Origin of the sequence: Gordonia sp. YY1 (assembly GCF_009872315.1) — a bacterium.
Lineage (GTDB): Bacteria > Actinomycetota > Actinomycetes > Mycobacteriales > Mycobacteriaceae > Gordonia > Gordonia amicalis.
On the sequence record NZ_WXYI01000001.1, the window covers coordinates 382101 to 396044 of the forward strand.

The 13944-nt window shown below is 66.5% G+C and carries 16 protein-coding genes; 8 read left to right on the forward strand and 8 right to left on the reverse strand.

Translation table 11 applies throughout. The features are described 5' to 3' along the window. Both BPODLACK_RS01750 and BPODLACK_RS01755 read right to left on the reverse strand, forming a co-directional pair. A complete protein-coding gene (locus tag BPODLACK_RS01750) occupies nt 1-984 on the reverse strand; it encodes an ABC transporter permease (protein WP_024500282.1) in 984 nt (327 codons plus the stop codon). A gap of 48 nt (nt 985-1032) precedes the next feature. After that, nucleotides 1033-1422: an SHOCT domain-containing protein gene (locus BPODLACK_RS01755; RefSeq protein ID WP_024500283.1), complete on the reverse strand. Its 390-nt coding sequence runs from the start codon at nt 1420-1422 to the stop codon at nt 1033-1035. Nucleotides 1423-1616: 194 nt separating this feature from the next. Between BPODLACK_RS01755 and BPODLACK_RS01760 the strand changes: the two genes are divergently transcribed. Next, on the forward strand, nt 1617-2693 hold the full coding sequence (locus BPODLACK_RS01760; protein ID WP_024500284.1) for an LLM class flavin-dependent oxidoreductase: 1077 nt from the start codon (nt 1617-1619) through the stop codon (nt 2691-2693). A gap of 106 nt (nt 2694-2799) precedes the next feature. Here BPODLACK_RS01760 and BPODLACK_RS01765 read toward each other — a convergent pair whose 3' ends face one another. The 3 genes from BPODLACK_RS01765 to egtB form a co-directional block, all read right to left on the reverse strand. Next, nucleotides 2800-3234, reverse strand: a complete 435-nt coding sequence (locus BPODLACK_RS01765) for a hypothetical protein (RefSeq protein ID WP_152528565.1) — start codon at nt 3232-3234, stop codon at nt 2800-2802. A gap of 214 nt (nt 3235-3448) precedes the next feature. Continuing rightward, the gene (gene egtD / locus BPODLACK_RS01770) at nt 3449-4459 is read right to left on the reverse strand and encodes an L-histidine N(alpha)-methyltransferase (RefSeq protein WP_024500286.1); all 1011 of its coding nucleotides are present in this window, start codon (nt 4457-4459) and stop codon (nt 3449-3451) included. Next, a complete protein-coding gene (gene egtB, locus BPODLACK_RS01775; RefSeq protein ID WP_024500287.1) occupies nt 4456-5760 on the reverse strand; it encodes an ergothioneine biosynthesis protein EgtB in 1305 nt (434 codons plus the stop codon). The genes egtD and egtB overlap by 4 nt, the downstream gene beginning before the upstream one ends. 179 nt (nt 5761-5939) lie before the next feature. On the opposite strand from egtB, the gene BPODLACK_RS01780 reads away from it, so the two are divergent. Continuing rightward, complete coding sequence (locus tag BPODLACK_RS01780; RefSeq protein ID WP_024500288.1) at nt 5940-6695, forward strand: Clp protease N-terminal domain-containing protein; 756 nt, start codon at nt 5940-5942, stop codon at nt 6693-6695. Nucleotides 6696-6700: 5 nt separating this feature from the next. Here BPODLACK_RS01780 and BPODLACK_RS01785 read toward each other — a convergent pair whose 3' ends face one another. Next, on the reverse strand, nt 6701-7195 hold the full coding sequence (locus BPODLACK_RS01785) for a DUF5709 domain-containing protein (protein ID WP_024500289.1): 495 nt from the start codon (nt 7193-7195) through the stop codon (nt 6701-6703). A 132-nt stretch (nt 7196-7327) separates the two neighbouring features. Here BPODLACK_RS01785 and BPODLACK_RS01790 point away from each other — a divergent pair, with 132 nt between their 5' ends. Beyond that, nucleotides 7328-7900 (forward strand): hypothetical protein, encoded by a 573-nt coding sequence (locus BPODLACK_RS01790; RefSeq protein ID WP_024500290.1) that lies wholly within the window; start codon nt 7328-7330, stop codon nt 7898-7900. Between the two features lie 91 nt (nt 7901-7991). On the opposite strand, the gene BPODLACK_RS01795 is transcribed toward BPODLACK_RS01790, so the two are convergent. After that, nucleotides 7992-8423, reverse strand: a complete 432-nt coding sequence (locus BPODLACK_RS01795) for a DoxX family protein (RefSeq protein ID WP_024500291.1) — start codon at nt 8421-8423, stop codon at nt 7992-7994. 219 nt (nt 8424-8642) lie between these two features. Here BPODLACK_RS01795 and BPODLACK_RS01800 point away from each other — a divergent pair, with 219 nt between their 5' ends. Both BPODLACK_RS01800 and BPODLACK_RS01805 read left to right on the forward strand, forming a co-directional pair. After that, entirely contained in the window at nt 8643-10010 is a 1368-nt protein-coding gene (locus tag BPODLACK_RS01800; RefSeq protein ID WP_024500292.1) for a M1 family metallopeptidase, read from the forward strand. Nucleotides 10011-10017: 7 nt separating this feature from the next. Then, the gene (locus tag BPODLACK_RS01805) at nt 10018-11304 is read left to right on the forward strand and encodes a hypothetical protein (protein ID WP_024500293.1); all 1287 of its coding nucleotides are present in this window, start codon (nt 10018-10020) and stop codon (nt 11302-11304) included. Here the strand turns inward: BPODLACK_RS01805 and BPODLACK_RS01810 are convergent. Beyond that, nucleotides 11291-12148: a glycosyltransferase family 2 protein gene (locus BPODLACK_RS01810; protein WP_024500294.1), complete on the reverse strand. Its 858-nt coding sequence runs from the start codon at nt 12146-12148 to the stop codon at nt 11291-11293. The two genes, BPODLACK_RS01805 and BPODLACK_RS01810, sit on opposite strands and share 14 nt — an antisense overlap. 90 nt (nt 12149-12238) lie before the next feature. Between BPODLACK_RS01810 and BPODLACK_RS01815 the strand changes: the two genes are divergently transcribed. The 3 genes from BPODLACK_RS01815 (at nt 12239) to BPODLACK_RS01825 (ending at nt 13932) form a co-directional block, all read left to right on the forward strand. Next, a complete protein-coding gene (locus BPODLACK_RS01815) occupies nt 12239-12940 on the forward strand; it encodes a glycosyltransferase family 2 protein (protein WP_024500295.1) in 702 nt (233 codons plus the stop codon). Between the two features lie 7 nt (nt 12941-12947). Continuing rightward, the gene (locus tag BPODLACK_RS01820) at nt 12948-13313 is read left to right on the forward strand and encodes a DUF2304 domain-containing protein (RefSeq protein WP_024500296.1); all 366 of its coding nucleotides are present in this window, start codon (nt 12948-12950) and stop codon (nt 13311-13313) included. A gap of 76 nt (nt 13314-13389) precedes the next feature. Further along, nucleotides 13390-13932 (forward strand): EXLDI protein, encoded by a 543-nt coding sequence (locus tag BPODLACK_RS01825; RefSeq protein WP_024500297.1) that lies wholly within the window; start codon nt 13390-13392, stop codon nt 13930-13932. Nucleotides 13933-13944: the final 12 nt, after the last annotated feature.

Here is a 13944-nt window from a genome sequence, read left to right on the forward strand (position 1 = left end):
TCAGCTCACCCGCACTCTCGGATCGAGATAGACGACGGCGAGGTCGGCGAGGATCGCACCGACCGCGGTCGCCAGCGCACCGAATGCGGCGACCGCGACGACACCGTGGATGTCGTTGGTGTTGATCGAGGTGACGAAGTACCGGCCCATCCCCTCCCAGCCGAAGATGGTCTCGGTGAGGACCGCGCCGGTGAACACCGCCGGGATCGCGAAGGCGATACCGACGGCCACCGGGATGATGGCCGTGCGCAACGCATGTCGTCGAACCGCCACGCCGCGGGTGAGTCCCTTGGCACGTGCGGTTCGTACGTAGTCGGCGTTGATGGTGTCGAGCACCATCGACCGCTGCAGGAGATGCAGTCCCGCATACTGGATCACGACCAGGGTGATGGTCGGCAGGATGAGGTGTTGAATGCGATCCAGCAGCACCGGGATGAACCCCTCGACACCCACGCTGGACGCCCCGGAGACGAATACCACGCTGTGGCCGAGGGATTGGTTGAGTGAGATGGCGGCCAGCACGATCCCCAGGCCGACAACGGGAACCGGCAGGTTGATCATCGCGATCGAGATGAACTGCCAGGCACGGTCGGCGAGCTTGTACTGCCGGAGGGCGGTGTAGACGCCCAGGGCTATGCCGAGAAGGGTGGAGATGATGGTGGCGGCGGCCAGGAGCTGCACCGAGGAGACCAGGCGGAAGCCGATCTCGGCGTTGACGCTCTCGCCCACGGGAGTCGACCCCCAATCCCAGTGCAACACCACGCCCGTCAGCCAGTTCCACCAACGTTCGACCAGCGGGGTCTTGTCGTTGAGGTTGTGGGAGGACAGCGTGGCGTCGACGACGCTCTCCGGCAACGGAGGTCGCCGGATCGCGTAGTTGGATCGGGGGTCGAGAAACCAAGTGGCCAGGAAGTAGGTCAGATTGGTTGCGATGAAGACGAGGACAGCCCAGGCCGCGATGCGTTTACAGAGGTATCCGATCACCGCGGCTCCAGGTCGTCGTCAGGCCATTTTCACCGACCGCATGGTGACTCAGGCAGCTCCGCCGAGTGCCTTCGACTTGAGGTGTTCGAACTCCTGCGGGGTGATGGCACCGGAGTCCAGGAGAGCCTTCGCCTCGGTGATCTGCTGGGTCGGAGAGGTTCCCGCAACCGACTTGATGTACTCGTCGGAGGCCTGCTTGGCCTCCGTGTAGGCCTCGCGCTGACGCTCGGCCATGCCCTTGCCCTTCGCGAGCAGGTACACGATGGCCGTGATGTACGGGAAGATGATCAGGAAGACCACCCAGGCGGCCTTCTGCCAGCCCGATGCCTTCTTGTCACGGAACAGATCGGTGATGATGTGCCACAGGACGATCAGGTACGCGACGAACGCGAAGATGACGACTGTGTACCAGATGAAATCCCAGAATGAGTCCCACATTGAAGGTCTCCCGTTTCTAGAAGAAAAGGACCATGCCGAATGGTCCCCTGACGAATAGAAGCATGTCACAGCCATACCCTCGGCATCGCGCTGTCAGGCCAAAGTGGCCGTGAGAAGTAGTAGCACGTCCCCCAGGCATGCACCATTTGCCACTTATACGAAGTTGTGCCACGAACCGACAAAAGAGAGACGAGATGGAATCACACACGGCCACGCATGAACTCGAGTTGGGCTTGGACACCTTCGGCGACATCACCGCCGAGCCCGATGGCACTCCGCGATCGGACGCACAGACCCTGCGGGACGTACTCGAGCAGGCGATCCTGGCCGACGAGGTCGGCGTCGACTTCCTCGGTGTCGGTGAGCATCACCGCTCCGACTACTCCGTATCCGCACCCGAGGTGGTGCTCGGCGCCATCGCCGCCCGCACCAGCCGCATCCGCCTCGGCTCGGCCGTGACCGTGCTGAGCTCGGACGATCCCATCCGCGTGTTCCAGCGGTTCTCGACCGTCGACGCGCTTTCCTCGGGCCGTGCCGAGGTGATCCTCGGCCGCGGTTCGTTCACCGAGTCGTTCCCGCTCTTCGATTACGACCTCTCCGACTACGAGGAACTGTTCACCGACAAGCTCGCGCTCTTCGCCGAACTGCGCACCGGCAAGCCGGTCACCTGGTCCGGCTCGACGCGGGGCCCCTTGCGTGCTCAGCCGGTGTACCCGCAGCTCGAGAGCCCGCCGCTGCCCACCTGGATCGCGGTGGGCGGCAGCCCCGAATCCGTGGTACGCGCAGCGTCGTACGGGCTTCCGCTGATGCTCGCCATCATCGGCGGTGACCCGGTGCGCTTCCGCCCCTACGTCGACCTCTACCACCGTGCGCTCGCCGAGATGGAGCAGGACGTACTTCCGGTCGGCGTGCACTGCCCGGGCCATGTCGCCGACACCGACGCACAGGCACGCGACGAGTTGTGGCCGCACTACCGCGGGTACGTGGCGCGGATCGGACGCGAACGGGGATGGCCGCCGCCCACCCGGATCGACTTCGAGCGGTCGACGGGCCCCGACGGTGCGCTGTTCGTCGGGTCGCCGGAGACCGTCGCACGCAAGATCGCCTCGACGTCGAAGGCGCTCGGGCTGAGTCGTTTCGACATGAAGTACTCCCACGGCACCCTGGGCCATGCCGAGCAGATGCGCAGCATCGAACTCTATGGCACCCGAGTGATCCCTCGGGTGCGCCAACTGCTCGGCGACAACGCGGCAGATGCGGACTCGGTATGAACCGGTCGGGCCCTCTCTCATCGCCGCGTGCAGGCGCGCTGGGAATCGCCTGCCGAATCAGCGATCGCGGAGCACGACTCCTACGCTCCGGCAAACGCGTGTCGCGTCAGTAGGGCACGTGCAAGCAGACGCCGTCGCTCAGGTTGTCGATGACAGTTCCTCGGCCGGCGACACGGAGCAGTTCGGTGTGCTTGACGGACCCATCCTGCCTCGCGCGGATCTGAAAGACCCCCACTCGCTGTGGTGTCCACATGGCAGTGGCCCAGGTATCGCCCTGCTCTGCTGTCTGGAGTGCTCGCCATGGTCCCTTGTTGCCCACATCGCGGACCTCGAAGTAGACCTTGATGCGATAAGGCGGCCAGTAGAAGGCCTCGGCTTCGTACTCACATCCGACGCGATAGAGTTCCCCCGAGCCGGCTGGATCGATATCCACCCGACTGATCGTGGCGTTTGCCGGTGCAGCAACCTGAAGGCCGACTGCGGCGATGATCGCGGAAAAACATAGAACAATCCGTACCCGAAGATCAGCTCGCCCTGCCATGACATTTCCCCTTCGACACTCGCGGACTCTGACGAAACAGCCTCCCCGACAGGCACAACCGCCCTGTGTCCCGTTCGCTGTTTCAGGACGGGAAATGCCTACAGTTCTTCTACTGTAATCTTCTCGGTGGATTTCTTCAGCGAGTTCAGAAATGGCACTTTCCCGGGTACGGCATGTTCCACCACCCACTCCGCATACGCGGCGTCGGCTTTCCTCAGCGACGACCCAGCGTGAGCTGGAAATCGCCGGCCGGATCCGTCCACGCCGACGCGACGTCGAATCCGGCCTCCTCGAGTTCGACACGCAGCGCCTGCGGTTCGAATTTGGTGCTGATCTCGGTGTGGATCTCGGTGCCGGCGGCCAGCTTCCACGAACGTCCGAGGACGCCGAAGTAGGCGTCGATGTCCCGCCGGGCACGCAACCACATCTCGATGCGATGTTCGCCCGGGTTCCAGCGCGCGATGTGTTCGAAGTCGTCCGCATACAGTCCGCGGGCATCCAGTCCCGTCCGCAGGACCTCGATGAGGTTGCGGTTGAAATCGGCTGTGACGCCCGCCTTGTCGTCATAGGCGGCCACGAGTCGGCCGGTGTCCTTGACGAGGTCGGTACCGAGCAGGAAGAAGTCGCCGGGCGAGAGCGCCTTCGCCAGACCCTGATAGAACTCGCGCCGCGCCTCGGGATCGAAGTTCCCGATGGTGCCACCGAGGAACACCGCGAGGCGGGCGCCGTCGGCGTCGGGGAGATGGAGGTCGGGTTCGGTGAAGTCCGCGACCAACGGGACGACCTCGACGCCCGGATAGTCGGCGGCCAGCACATCGGCTGTGGTCGTGAGCATCTCGGAGCTGACATCCACGGGAATGTAGGTGAACTGCTCGGAGTCGGGGGTGGCGGCACTGAACGCGTCGAGCAGCAACCTGGTCTTGGTGGAGGTGCCCGAACCCAATTCGACCATCACCTCGGCATCCGTGGCCGCCACGATGTCGGCCGAATGCTCACGCAGGATCGCGGTCTCGCGACGCGTCGGATAGTACTCGGGAAGCCGGGTGATCTCATCGAAGAGTCGGCTTCCGCGCTCATCGTAGAGCCACTTGGTCGGCAGCGTCGGCGGGTCCTGCCACAGACCCGAAAGCGCGTCCGCGGCAAGTCCTGTCGTCGCCTCGTCGACTTCGGTACGCGTGTCGTCGCGCTCGGATGTCCTGGGCTGCGCCTCGCGCTCGGGAGTCATCGAGCGAGCCGCAGTCCCGAGAACACCCACCGCGACGCAGCGGGAAAGAAATTGCGGTAGGTGATCCGCTCATGCCCCGGCGGCGTCACCGCGCTCGCGCCACGCAGGACGTGCTGGTCGGACATGAACTTTCCGTTGTACTCACCGACGGCCCCGTTCGCCGGGACGAATCCCGGGTAGGGCAGATACGCGCTCGCCGTCCACTCCCACACGTCACCGACCATCGCGGAGCCTGCCCGGCCGGGGTGACATCGGCCGGGATCGAGAAGCCCGCCCCGCGCGTCGCCGAGTGTTCCGGCCGCGACCTCCCATTCGAATTCGGTGGGCAGTCGGGCGCCGGCCCAGCGGGCGTAGGCGTCGGCTTCGTAGAAGGACACGTGGGTCACCGGCTCGTCGGGCACGACGGGGCGGCGTCCGGACAGGGTGAAGGTGGTCCACCGGCCGTCCTCTTCACGCCAGTAACTCGGTGCCTGCCAACCGGTTTCGTGGATCTTCGCCCACCCGTCGGAGAGCCAGTACTCGTGACGCCGATATCCGTCGTCGGCCATGAACTCCAGCCAGTCGGCGTTGGTCACCAGCCGATCGGACACCGCGAAGTCCTCGAGGTGGACCCGGTGGCGGGGGCCCTCGTTGTCGTAGGAGAATCCACTTCCGACAGCGCCGATCTCGTGCACCCCACCGGAGAACTCCCGCCAGCCGAGCGGCGCGGACCGCCCGGGCACGTCGGGATCCCGGTCGACGTAGACCGGTCCGAACGCATGCGTCGAGAACAGGTGCTTGATGTCCATCAGCAGCAACTCCTGGTGCTGCTGTTCGTGGTTGCAGCCGAGCTCGAGCAATTCGAGCGCCGCGTCGTCGAATCGCCCGGCCTCGAGAGCCTCGACCATCGCCGCGTCGACGTGCTCGCGATAACGCGTCACGTCGCGTACGCCCGGTCGCGTGACGAGACCGCGATCGGGGCGCGGATGTCGTTCTCCCACCGTTTCGTAGTAGCTGTTGAACAGGTACCGGAAGGTCTCGTCGTACACGACGTAGTCCGGGTTCCGACGGAGGATGAACTCCTCGAAGAACCAGGTGACGTGCGCCCGATGCCATTTCGCGGGACTCGCCTCGGTCATCGACTGCGGCGTCTGGTCCTCGGGTGAGAGTCGTTCGGCGAGAGCATCGGTCAGCGACCGCACCTCGAGAAACCGTCGGACGGTGTCGGGACCGTCCGCCGTGGCGATACCCGGAGGCCGGGCAACCGGAGACTCGGGATCTGATCTCGGGTCCGGGCGGACGGTGGGTTCGGTGATGCTCACTGGAAAACCTCCCGTGGCAAAGGCGGTGGAGTGCGGCGGCGTCTTCGGCGGATCTCCGCATCCATCGTCACGACGGTTTGCATCCGTGTCAACGATGGCCGGCCTTGCCCCCGATTCGCCGAATGATCGATCGTCAACCAAGGGTTGACGAAGTTCGGCCGTCAACCTACGGTTGACGCATGACGAAGAACGCTGTTCCCATTCGGCTGGACGACCTCATCGCAGCGATCCGCAAGGTGCACGACGACCCCCTCGACCAGCTGTCCGACGCGGTACTGGCCGCGGCTCATCTCGACGAGGTCGCCGACAGTCTGATCGGCCATTTCGTCGACCAGGCGCGCCGCTCGGGCGCTTCGTGGACTGCGATCGGGGCCAGCATGGGCGTCAGCAAGCAGGCCGCCCAGAAGCGGTTCGTCGACCGGGTGTCGGCCGCCGGCGGCACCGACGGCGGCCTGGCCGGCGAGTCGAACCCGTTCTCGCGGTTCACGCCCCGCGCGGCGAACGTCCTGATGGCGGCCAACGGTGCGGCGGCCGCCGATCGAGCCGAGTACGTGACCCCCGCCCACGTGGCAGCTGCCATGACCGCCGAGCCGCAGGCCCTCGTCTTCGTCGTGCTGCGGGAGTTCGGCGTCGACCCCGATGCGTTCGCCGATGCCGTGGCACAACTCGTCCCGGCGCCGCGGGACGTCCCGTATGCCGAGGCATCGTCCGTCGTGCCCTACGGCGCCGCCGCCAAGGCGGTCCTGGAGGCGACCGTCGGCATCGCCGTCGACCTCGGTCACAACTACGTCGGCACCGAACACCTGTTGCTCGGGCTGTTCGCCGACGATCCGGTGGCCGGTGCGCTCACCGGTCTCGGACTCGACGACAGCGCGATCCGCGACAAGATCGTCGCCACACTCGCGCAGTTCGGGGAAGCTCCGCCGGCCGAGTAGCCGAACTACTCCTGATCCGAGATGTAGTGCACCGCGGCCTCCTCGGCCGAGGCCGCGGCGCCGTCGATACCCGCATCCGCAGCCACTGCTTCGGCCTCCGTGTCGATCCCCGATCCCTCGTCCGGAGCGATCAGCCGGCCGGCCCGCCGGTCACCGACCTCGTCACCTTCGTCGAACTCGTCGCTGCGATCGGAATCGTGCGCACGCCAATCGGTTCGGGCGTGCTCGTCGGCAGTGATCTCGTCGAGCGGATCGACCGCACCGACGTCGGGCTCCTCCTCGGCCAGCCGCTCGTCGAGGGTCTCCCCCTCCGCCTGCTCGCGGACCGTGAGTCCGTGGATCGCCGCCTTGGGCGGGTAGTCGGGTGGCGAGTAGCCCTCGTCGAGGACGTCGTCGACGCCGCGGTCGACCAGGGTGTCCTCCGGCTGGAGCTGGTCGTCCTGGTCGAGGCTGAACTCGCCGTCGGAGCCTTCCGGGGTGCTGCCGATATCGTCCTTCACCCTTGCCACGATGCCAGCCGAACGGGGCGTGTGCCAGAGTTCCGCGGACTTGTCCGGTACACGTGACCTCGGGTGGTCCCAGTTCGGGCAAAGCGCCGGTGACCGTCCGTGGGATCGGCGAGAATGTCGAAGATGATCGAGGAATTGCAGGCCGAGGCCGAAGCCCTCCTCGCCGCGGGCGAATACGAGCACGCGCTGGCCGCGTTCTCCGTGCTCCGCGAGGTCAGAGCACGACGCGAAGGACCGTACTCGACGAAGTACCTGTCCAATCTGCACGACTGCGTCCGATGCATGTCCCAGCTGCAGTTGTGGATGGACGCCAACTACCTCTGCAGCGAGTTGCACGGCAAGTACGTGCGGACCCACGGTCGCGGGGAGGCCGACACCGTCGACGTCGCCAAACACTGGGCCTGGGCACTCGTGAACCTCCACGATTATCCGCCGGCCATCCGCCTCTACCTCATGACCGCCGATGCCCTCTGGGACGTCGATCCCGGTCAGGCACAGCGCCTTCTCGGTGCCGCGGTGATCCACCGGCACGACACCGACCCCCTGGCGATCCTCACCCCCGGCGTCATCGACGGGGTGGGGCTCCACCACGCCGACGAGGAACGGACCGTGATCTCGCGTCTGGTGGCCGAACTGGCCGACACGGACACGGCGTCACGGAGCTCGGCCACCATCGACGGCTTCGCGATCGCCTGACGGATCGCAGAATCTCGCCACTCCCGCCCAGCCGTGCTGTTCGGGCCGGCGCAGCTGCACGGAAGTGGCGATCCTGTCTATCGTCGACGTCTCAGACCACCTCGGTCCGTCGGCGGCGTCGCCGCAGGAGGTAGCTGTCCGCGGCTGCGCGTCCGGCCGAGGTGAATCCCACCGCCAGCAGTCCGGCGATCAAGGCCAGCGGCCATTCGTAACCACCGTCGGTGTTCCAGAATCCCGCATCCCAATGAACGAAGACGATCCCGCCGATCATCTCCGCGATCAGCAACGTGGCGACGATGGGCAGCAGGAGGCCCAGGATCAACAGGATGCCGCCGACCAGTTCCACCCAGGTCGCGTAGTACGCGGCCAGATCCGGATAGGGCACGTCCATGCCGGCCGGACCAAAGGCCACCTTGGTGGCGTCCATCCCCTGTGTCACCAGCTTCTGCCAGCCGTGGGCGATGAAGATGATGCCGAGTATCAGTCGCGCGAGAAACTGCGCGACACTGCCGAATCCGGTCATAATGCTGCTCCTCGCATCGTCGGACGGGCCTGGTTCCCCGCCGCCAGGTACTCTCACAGTGTCCGCGACGACGAGACCTCGTCGCGGGTGATACGCCGAAATCGAGTCATCAACCGTAACCGCACCGTGACCAAAGGAACCGCATCGTCGGCGCCCGATGACGCGGCCGGCAGCAGGCGGGCGAACATGCCATACGGCAGAACGGAGTAGGAGTCGAGAGTGCCGGGAAAGTCTGGCCCTGGGTCACGGGGGCACGCCGGGGAGCCCTTCCTGGGTGCACCGTCCGACGTCCTCGATCCCTACCTGCCGGACAACGGAAATCTCGGCTTCCGGATCTCGCGCTACGACCTCGAACTCGAGTACAAGGTGTCGAGCAACCGTCTCGAGGGCACCGCGGTCCTGACCGCGACGTCACATCGGGAACTCAGTCGCTTCACACTCGATCTCGCCAGCTCGATGTCGGTACAGCGGGTCTCGGTGAACGACAAGCGCGCCCGGTACAGCCATCGACGCCACAAGCTGACCATCACCCCCGACACCCCGGTGCCACCCGGCGGGGCGATGACGATCACCGTCCGCTATCACGGCAACCCCCGGCCGATCCGTGGCCCCTGGGGTGAGGTCGGCTGGGAAGAACTGACCGACGGCTCACTCTGCGCCAACCAACCCAACGGCGCGGCGTCGTGGTTCCCGTGCGACGACCATCCGAGTGCCAAAGCGCCGTACCGGATCTCGATCACCACCGACAGCCCGTACCACGCACTCGCCAACGGCGTACTGGAGTCCAAGCGGGTCCGCGCTGCGCAGACCACCTGGGTCTATCAGCAGGTGGAGCCGATGCCGACCTACCTCGCGTCCATCCAGATCGGCCAGTACAAGCAGATTTCGTTGACCAGCAAGCCTTTTCCCGTGATCGGCCTCATCCCGTCCCGCCTCGAGGAGAACTTCGGGATCGATTTCGGCCCGCAGACGGAGATGATCTCGGTGTTCGTCGAGATGTTCGGACCGTATCCGTTCCCGCAGTACACCGTCGTCGTCACCGACGACGAGCTCGAAATCCCCATCGAGGCACAGACCTTCTCGACGTTCGGCGCGAACCACTGCGACGGCAGCCGGGACGCCGACCGTCTCATCGCCCACGAGCTCGCCCACCAGTGGTTCGGCAATTCGGTGACCGCGGCACGCTGGCGCGACATCTGGCTGCACGAGGGATTCGCCTGCTACGCCGAATGGCTGTGGAGCCAGCGGTCGGGCGGTCGCAGTGCCGACGAATGGGCACGCCACTACTACGAGAAGCTCGATGCGAACCCGGTGCGGGTGCCGCTGGCCGACCCGACCCCGCGCAAGATGTTCGACGACTGGGTCTACAAACGCGGTGCCCTCACCCTGCACGCCTTGCGGCTGAGAATCGGCGACGGCGACTTCTTCGCGCTTCTGCAGCGCTGGACCGAGAAGTACCGCTACGGGTCGGTGACGACCGAAGACTTCATGGCGCTCGCCGCCAACCACTCGTCGATGCCGCTCAAGGACCTGTGGGACGCCTGGCTGTTCACCCCGGAACTGCCGCCGTTCCCCAGTCCGTCCTGAGGATCCGATGACGGACGTGCCGGCACCGACGCCGGAGACGCCTTCCGGCGCGGCCGGAGAAATCGACACCGACGCGCGTTCGCTGGGACGCGTCACCGTCGCGACGCTCATCGCCGCCGCGTCGGGCTATCTGGTGCTGCTGCTTGCCGCACGTCACCTCGGTGCGATCGGGTACGGCGTCTTCGCGGTGTTCTGGGCGGCCTACGGTCTCGTCACCGGTGCACAGAACGGTCAGCTGCAGGAGACGACGCGCGCGGTGCGCGCCGCATCCGGTGGTGCGGCCCGGTCGCGGCCGCTGGTCGTGAACATCGGGATCGGCGCCGGTCTCGCCGTACTGGTGGCCGCGACGTCACCGCTGTGGAGCGGCGCGGTGTTCACCGACGAACGCCGGCTGTCGGTGGCATTGCTGGCGATCGGGGTGGCGAGCTTCGCGGTGTACGCGCACTTGTGCGGCGCGCTGTCCGGGATGCTGAGCTGGTCGTCGTTCGCGGTGCTGCTGTCGGTCGACGCACTGATCCGCCTGGCCGGTGCCGTCATCGCGGTGGCCGCCGGCTGGGGCACGACGGCCTTCCTGATCGTCACCGTCATCGGTTCGGTGTCGTGGTGCCTGCTGCTGGTCGGGTCCCCCGCTGCCCGACGCGCGGTCGGGATCGGCGGAGACGTACCCCCGCGCCGGCTCACGACCAACACCCTCACCGCGATGGCCGCCGCCACCGCGAGTGCCGTTCTCGTCATGGGCTTCCCCGTGCTGATCAACCTGACCGCCAACCTGCGCGGTACCCCCGGCGCCGACGAGGCCCGGGTGATCGGCGCACTGATTCTGGCGGTGACCCTCACGCGTGCACCGCTGCTGGTGCCGCTCAACAGCTTCCAGGGCGTGCTGATCTCGCGCTTCGTCGATCACCGTGACCGACGGCTCGCGGCGCTGGCCGCCCCGCTCGGCATCGTCGGCATCGTCGGCGGGGTTGGGATCGTGGCCGCGTGGCTGGTCGGGCCCTGGCTGCTCCGGTCGGTCTTCGGCGCCGACTTCGACCTCGACGGCATCGTCGTCGCATTGCTCACCGCCGGCGCCACCTGCCTCGCCCTGTTGACCGTCACCGGTGCGGCCGCGATCGCCGCAGGTGCCCACCGCTGGTACGCCACGGGCTGGTGGGTCGCCACCCTCGTCGCCGTCGGGTTGCTGCTGATCCCGGCCGACGTCGAGGTCAGAACGTGCGTCGCGCTCGTCGTCGGCCCGCTGGTGGGGCTCGTCGTGCACATGGTCGGGGTGCTGCGGCGGCCTATCGCCGGTTGAGCCCCGTCGAAACCTTGCCTGCCGCCGCCCCCACCCGCGCTTGCAGGCGATTGAGCCGCGACGTCGCGTGTAAGCGCGCTGCCCTGGCCGCTCTTGGCCAACCGCGAGCCGCGCACCGTTCCGCCTCGGCGGCGAAGAAGCGGTTCTCCTCGTCGAAGCGACGTCCGTCGACGGCTTGCACCGAACTCACCGACCCACTGTGGCGGCGGTAGGAGAAGACGACTTCGGGGTCGTAGACGAGTGATCCGTCGTCGGCGGCGAGGTCGACGAGAAGCGCGAGGTCGAGGACGATCTCCAGCCCGGGCCGGAACCCGACCTCCCGCACCGCGGCGGTCCGCCACAGCAACGACGGAAAGTACGTCCAATTGCCGTGGTACAGGCTGGTCGCTAGGCGTTCACCGGACAGCACCGTCGCGTTCGAGGGGGCCAGGACGCTCTTCATCCGGTCCCCCAGCGGACGCACCGTCCGACCGTTCTCGTCGATGACGTCGACGCCCGGCGCGATGACCGACGCTTCCGGGTGATGCCGGGTCAACGTGCGGACGGTCGCGAGGTAGTCGGCGTGCATCACGTCGTCGCAGCCCATGACGACGAACCAGTCGGCGGTCACGAGCTCGACGCAGCGTCGGAAGTTCCCGTTGACGCCGAGGTTGGTGTCGTTGCGCAGGTAGCGCACGCGCGCGTCGTTCAGCGAGGCCAGCCATTCGCGCGGCGTCGGGTCGGGATAACAGTCGTCGACCACCACGAGCCGCAGGTCCGGGTCACTCTGATCGAGCACGCTGGTCACGGCCTCGCGGAACTGCGCGACGTCGCCGTAGAAGGGCATCATCACGTCGATCGGCATCCGACCAGACTAGCCGGGCCGAGCCGGGCGGTTCCTCTCCGAGGCCGCGGAATGGGAGTACCGCGACCGGCCGGGTTAGGGTTGTTCACCATGGCCGAACCCATCACCAATGCCGACGTCTGGCTGGTGGTACCCGTCTTCAACGAGGGGCAGGTGATCCGGGAGGTCGCGGCAAAGGCCCGCGAGACCTTCCCCAACATCGTCTGCGTCGACGACGGCTCGTCGGACAACTCGGCCGAGGAGATCAGGGCCGCCGGCGTCCACCTCGTGCGCCACCCGGTGAACCTCGGGCAGGGAGCGGCCATCCAGACCGGCGTCGAATACGCGCGCAAGCAGCCCGGCGCCCGCTTCTTCGTCACCTTCGACGCCGACGGACAGCATCAGGTCGACGACGTGTCGGCGATGGTCGCCCGCCTGCGGACCGAACCGGTCGACATCATCGTCGGCACCCGGTTCGCCGAGGGACGCAGCGAGTCGGTCCCGCTGCTGCGCCGGATGGCGTTGCGCACCATCGTCTTCCTGAGCCCCCGCACGCGACGGCTCGGATTGTCCGACGCGCACAACGGACTTCGCGTCTTCAACAAGAGGGTCGCGGACGATCTCGACCTCCTGATGAGCGGGATGAGTCACGCGTCGGAGTTCATCGCGCTCATCGATCACCACAAGTGGCGGGTTGCCGAGCAACCGGTCACGATCCTCTACACCGAATACTCACGCGCGAAGGGACAGTCGCTGATCAACGGGGTCAACATCGTCGCCGACGGCCTGTTCCACACCCGGATGAGGAAGTGAGGAGTCGATGATCTGGTTCCAGATCCTCGCGATCATCGGCCTGCTCGCACTGGTCGGCTTCTTCGTCGTCAACCGCGGCACCGCCCGATCGTCGGCCGGTGTGAAGATCCTGTTCGTCGCGTTCGTGGGTTTCGGCCTCTACGCGATGCTGCGCCAGGACGACGTCACCTGGGTCGCCAACAAGATCGGCATCCAGCGCGGCCTCGACCTCGTGCTGTTCCTGCTGGTCATCGCCTTCGCGTTCACCACGGTGTCGACGTACCTGCGGTTCCGCGACCTCGAGGTGAAGTACGCACGGCTCGCGCGCGCCGTCGCGCTGCAGAACGCCGAGAACCAGAACAGGCCCGGTCAGGACGCGGCCCCCGAGGACTGATCGGGCATAAGTCGCCGGAAGATCCGAGTTCGACGCACCCCTTGCGTCTACGTATACGTCTACTTATAGTGGGTTCATGCCCAACAAGACCATCTACGTCTCCGACGACGACATCGCCGTCCTCGAACGCGCTCAGCAGGTGTCGGGCGGTAACCTCTCCGGCGCCGTCGTCGAGGCACTCCGCGCGTATGTGCGGGCCGCGGACTATCGCGACGCCGGGTACGACGAGATCGTGCTCCGGGACGGACCCGACGGCGTGCGTCGGAAACGGTTCTTCGGTCGACCCCTCGCCGAGGAGACCGAGTACGACGAGAACACCGGCAACGCAACCAAACTCACCGCCTACGAGGGACGCACCGGCAAGATCGTGCTGTCGATCCACTTCGTGGACTGGAACAACTACGGCGTGACCCGCATGCAGAAGACCGGCAACTGGCTCAAGGACCTCACCGGCATCCCCAGCGTCCGCAGCCTGTTCAGTGCCGAACTCCCCGACTGGGGCGACTACACCGTCGAGATCGTCGACGACATCGAGGGACTGCGAAAACTCGTGCCCGAGAGGTTCTTCGAGCGCACCGCGGCCGCACTGGCACCCGACGTCGAAGACCTCGACGTGTAACGCCTCACCGTA

Bases quoted from the DNA above. Each gene is read 5' to 3' on its own strand.
- BPODLACK_RS01755 (WP_024500283.1), bottom strand. From the start codon at position 1,422: ATGTGGGACTCATTCTGGGATTTCATCTGGTACACAGTCGTCATCTTC.
- BPODLACK_RS01760 (WP_024500284.1), top strand. From the start codon at position 1,617: ATGGAATCACACACGGCCACGCATGAACTCGAGTTGGGCTTGGACACC.
- BPODLACK_RS01765 (WP_152528565.1), bottom strand. From the start codon at position 3,234: ATGGCAGGGCGAGCTGATCTTCGGGTACGGATTGTTCTATGTTTTTCC.
- egtD (WP_024500286.1), bottom strand. From the start codon at position 4,459: ATGACTCCCGAGCGCGAGGCGCAGCCCAGGACATCCGAGCGCGACGAC.
- BPODLACK_RS01780 (WP_024500288.1), top strand. From the start codon at position 5,940: ATGACGAAGAACGCTGTTCCCATTCGGCTGGACGACCTCATCGCAGCG.
- BPODLACK_RS01790 (WP_024500290.1), top strand. From the start codon at position 7,328: ATGATCGAGGAATTGCAGGCCGAGGCCGAAGCCCTCCTCGCCGCGGGC.
- BPODLACK_RS01795 (WP_024500291.1), bottom strand. From the start codon at position 8,423: ATGACCGGATTCGGCAGTGTCGCGCAGTTTCTCGCGCGACTGATACTC.
- BPODLACK_RS01805 (WP_024500293.1), top strand. From the start codon at position 10,018: ATGACGGACGTGCCGGCACCGACGCCGGAGACGCCTTCCGGCGCGGCC.
- BPODLACK_RS01810 (WP_024500294.1), bottom strand. From the start codon at position 12,148: ATGCCGATCGACGTGATGATGCCCTTCTACGGCGACGTCGCGCAGTTC.
- BPODLACK_RS01815 (WP_024500295.1), top strand. From the start codon at position 12,239: ATGGCCGAACCCATCACCAATGCCGACGTCTGGCTGGTGGTACCCGTC.
- BPODLACK_RS01820 (WP_024500296.1), top strand. From the start codon at position 12,948: ATGATCTGGTTCCAGATCCTCGCGATCATCGGCCTGCTCGCACTGGTC.
- BPODLACK_RS01825 (WP_024500297.1), top strand. From the start codon at position 13,390: ATGCCCAACAAGACCATCTACGTCTCCGACGACGACATCGCCGTCCTC.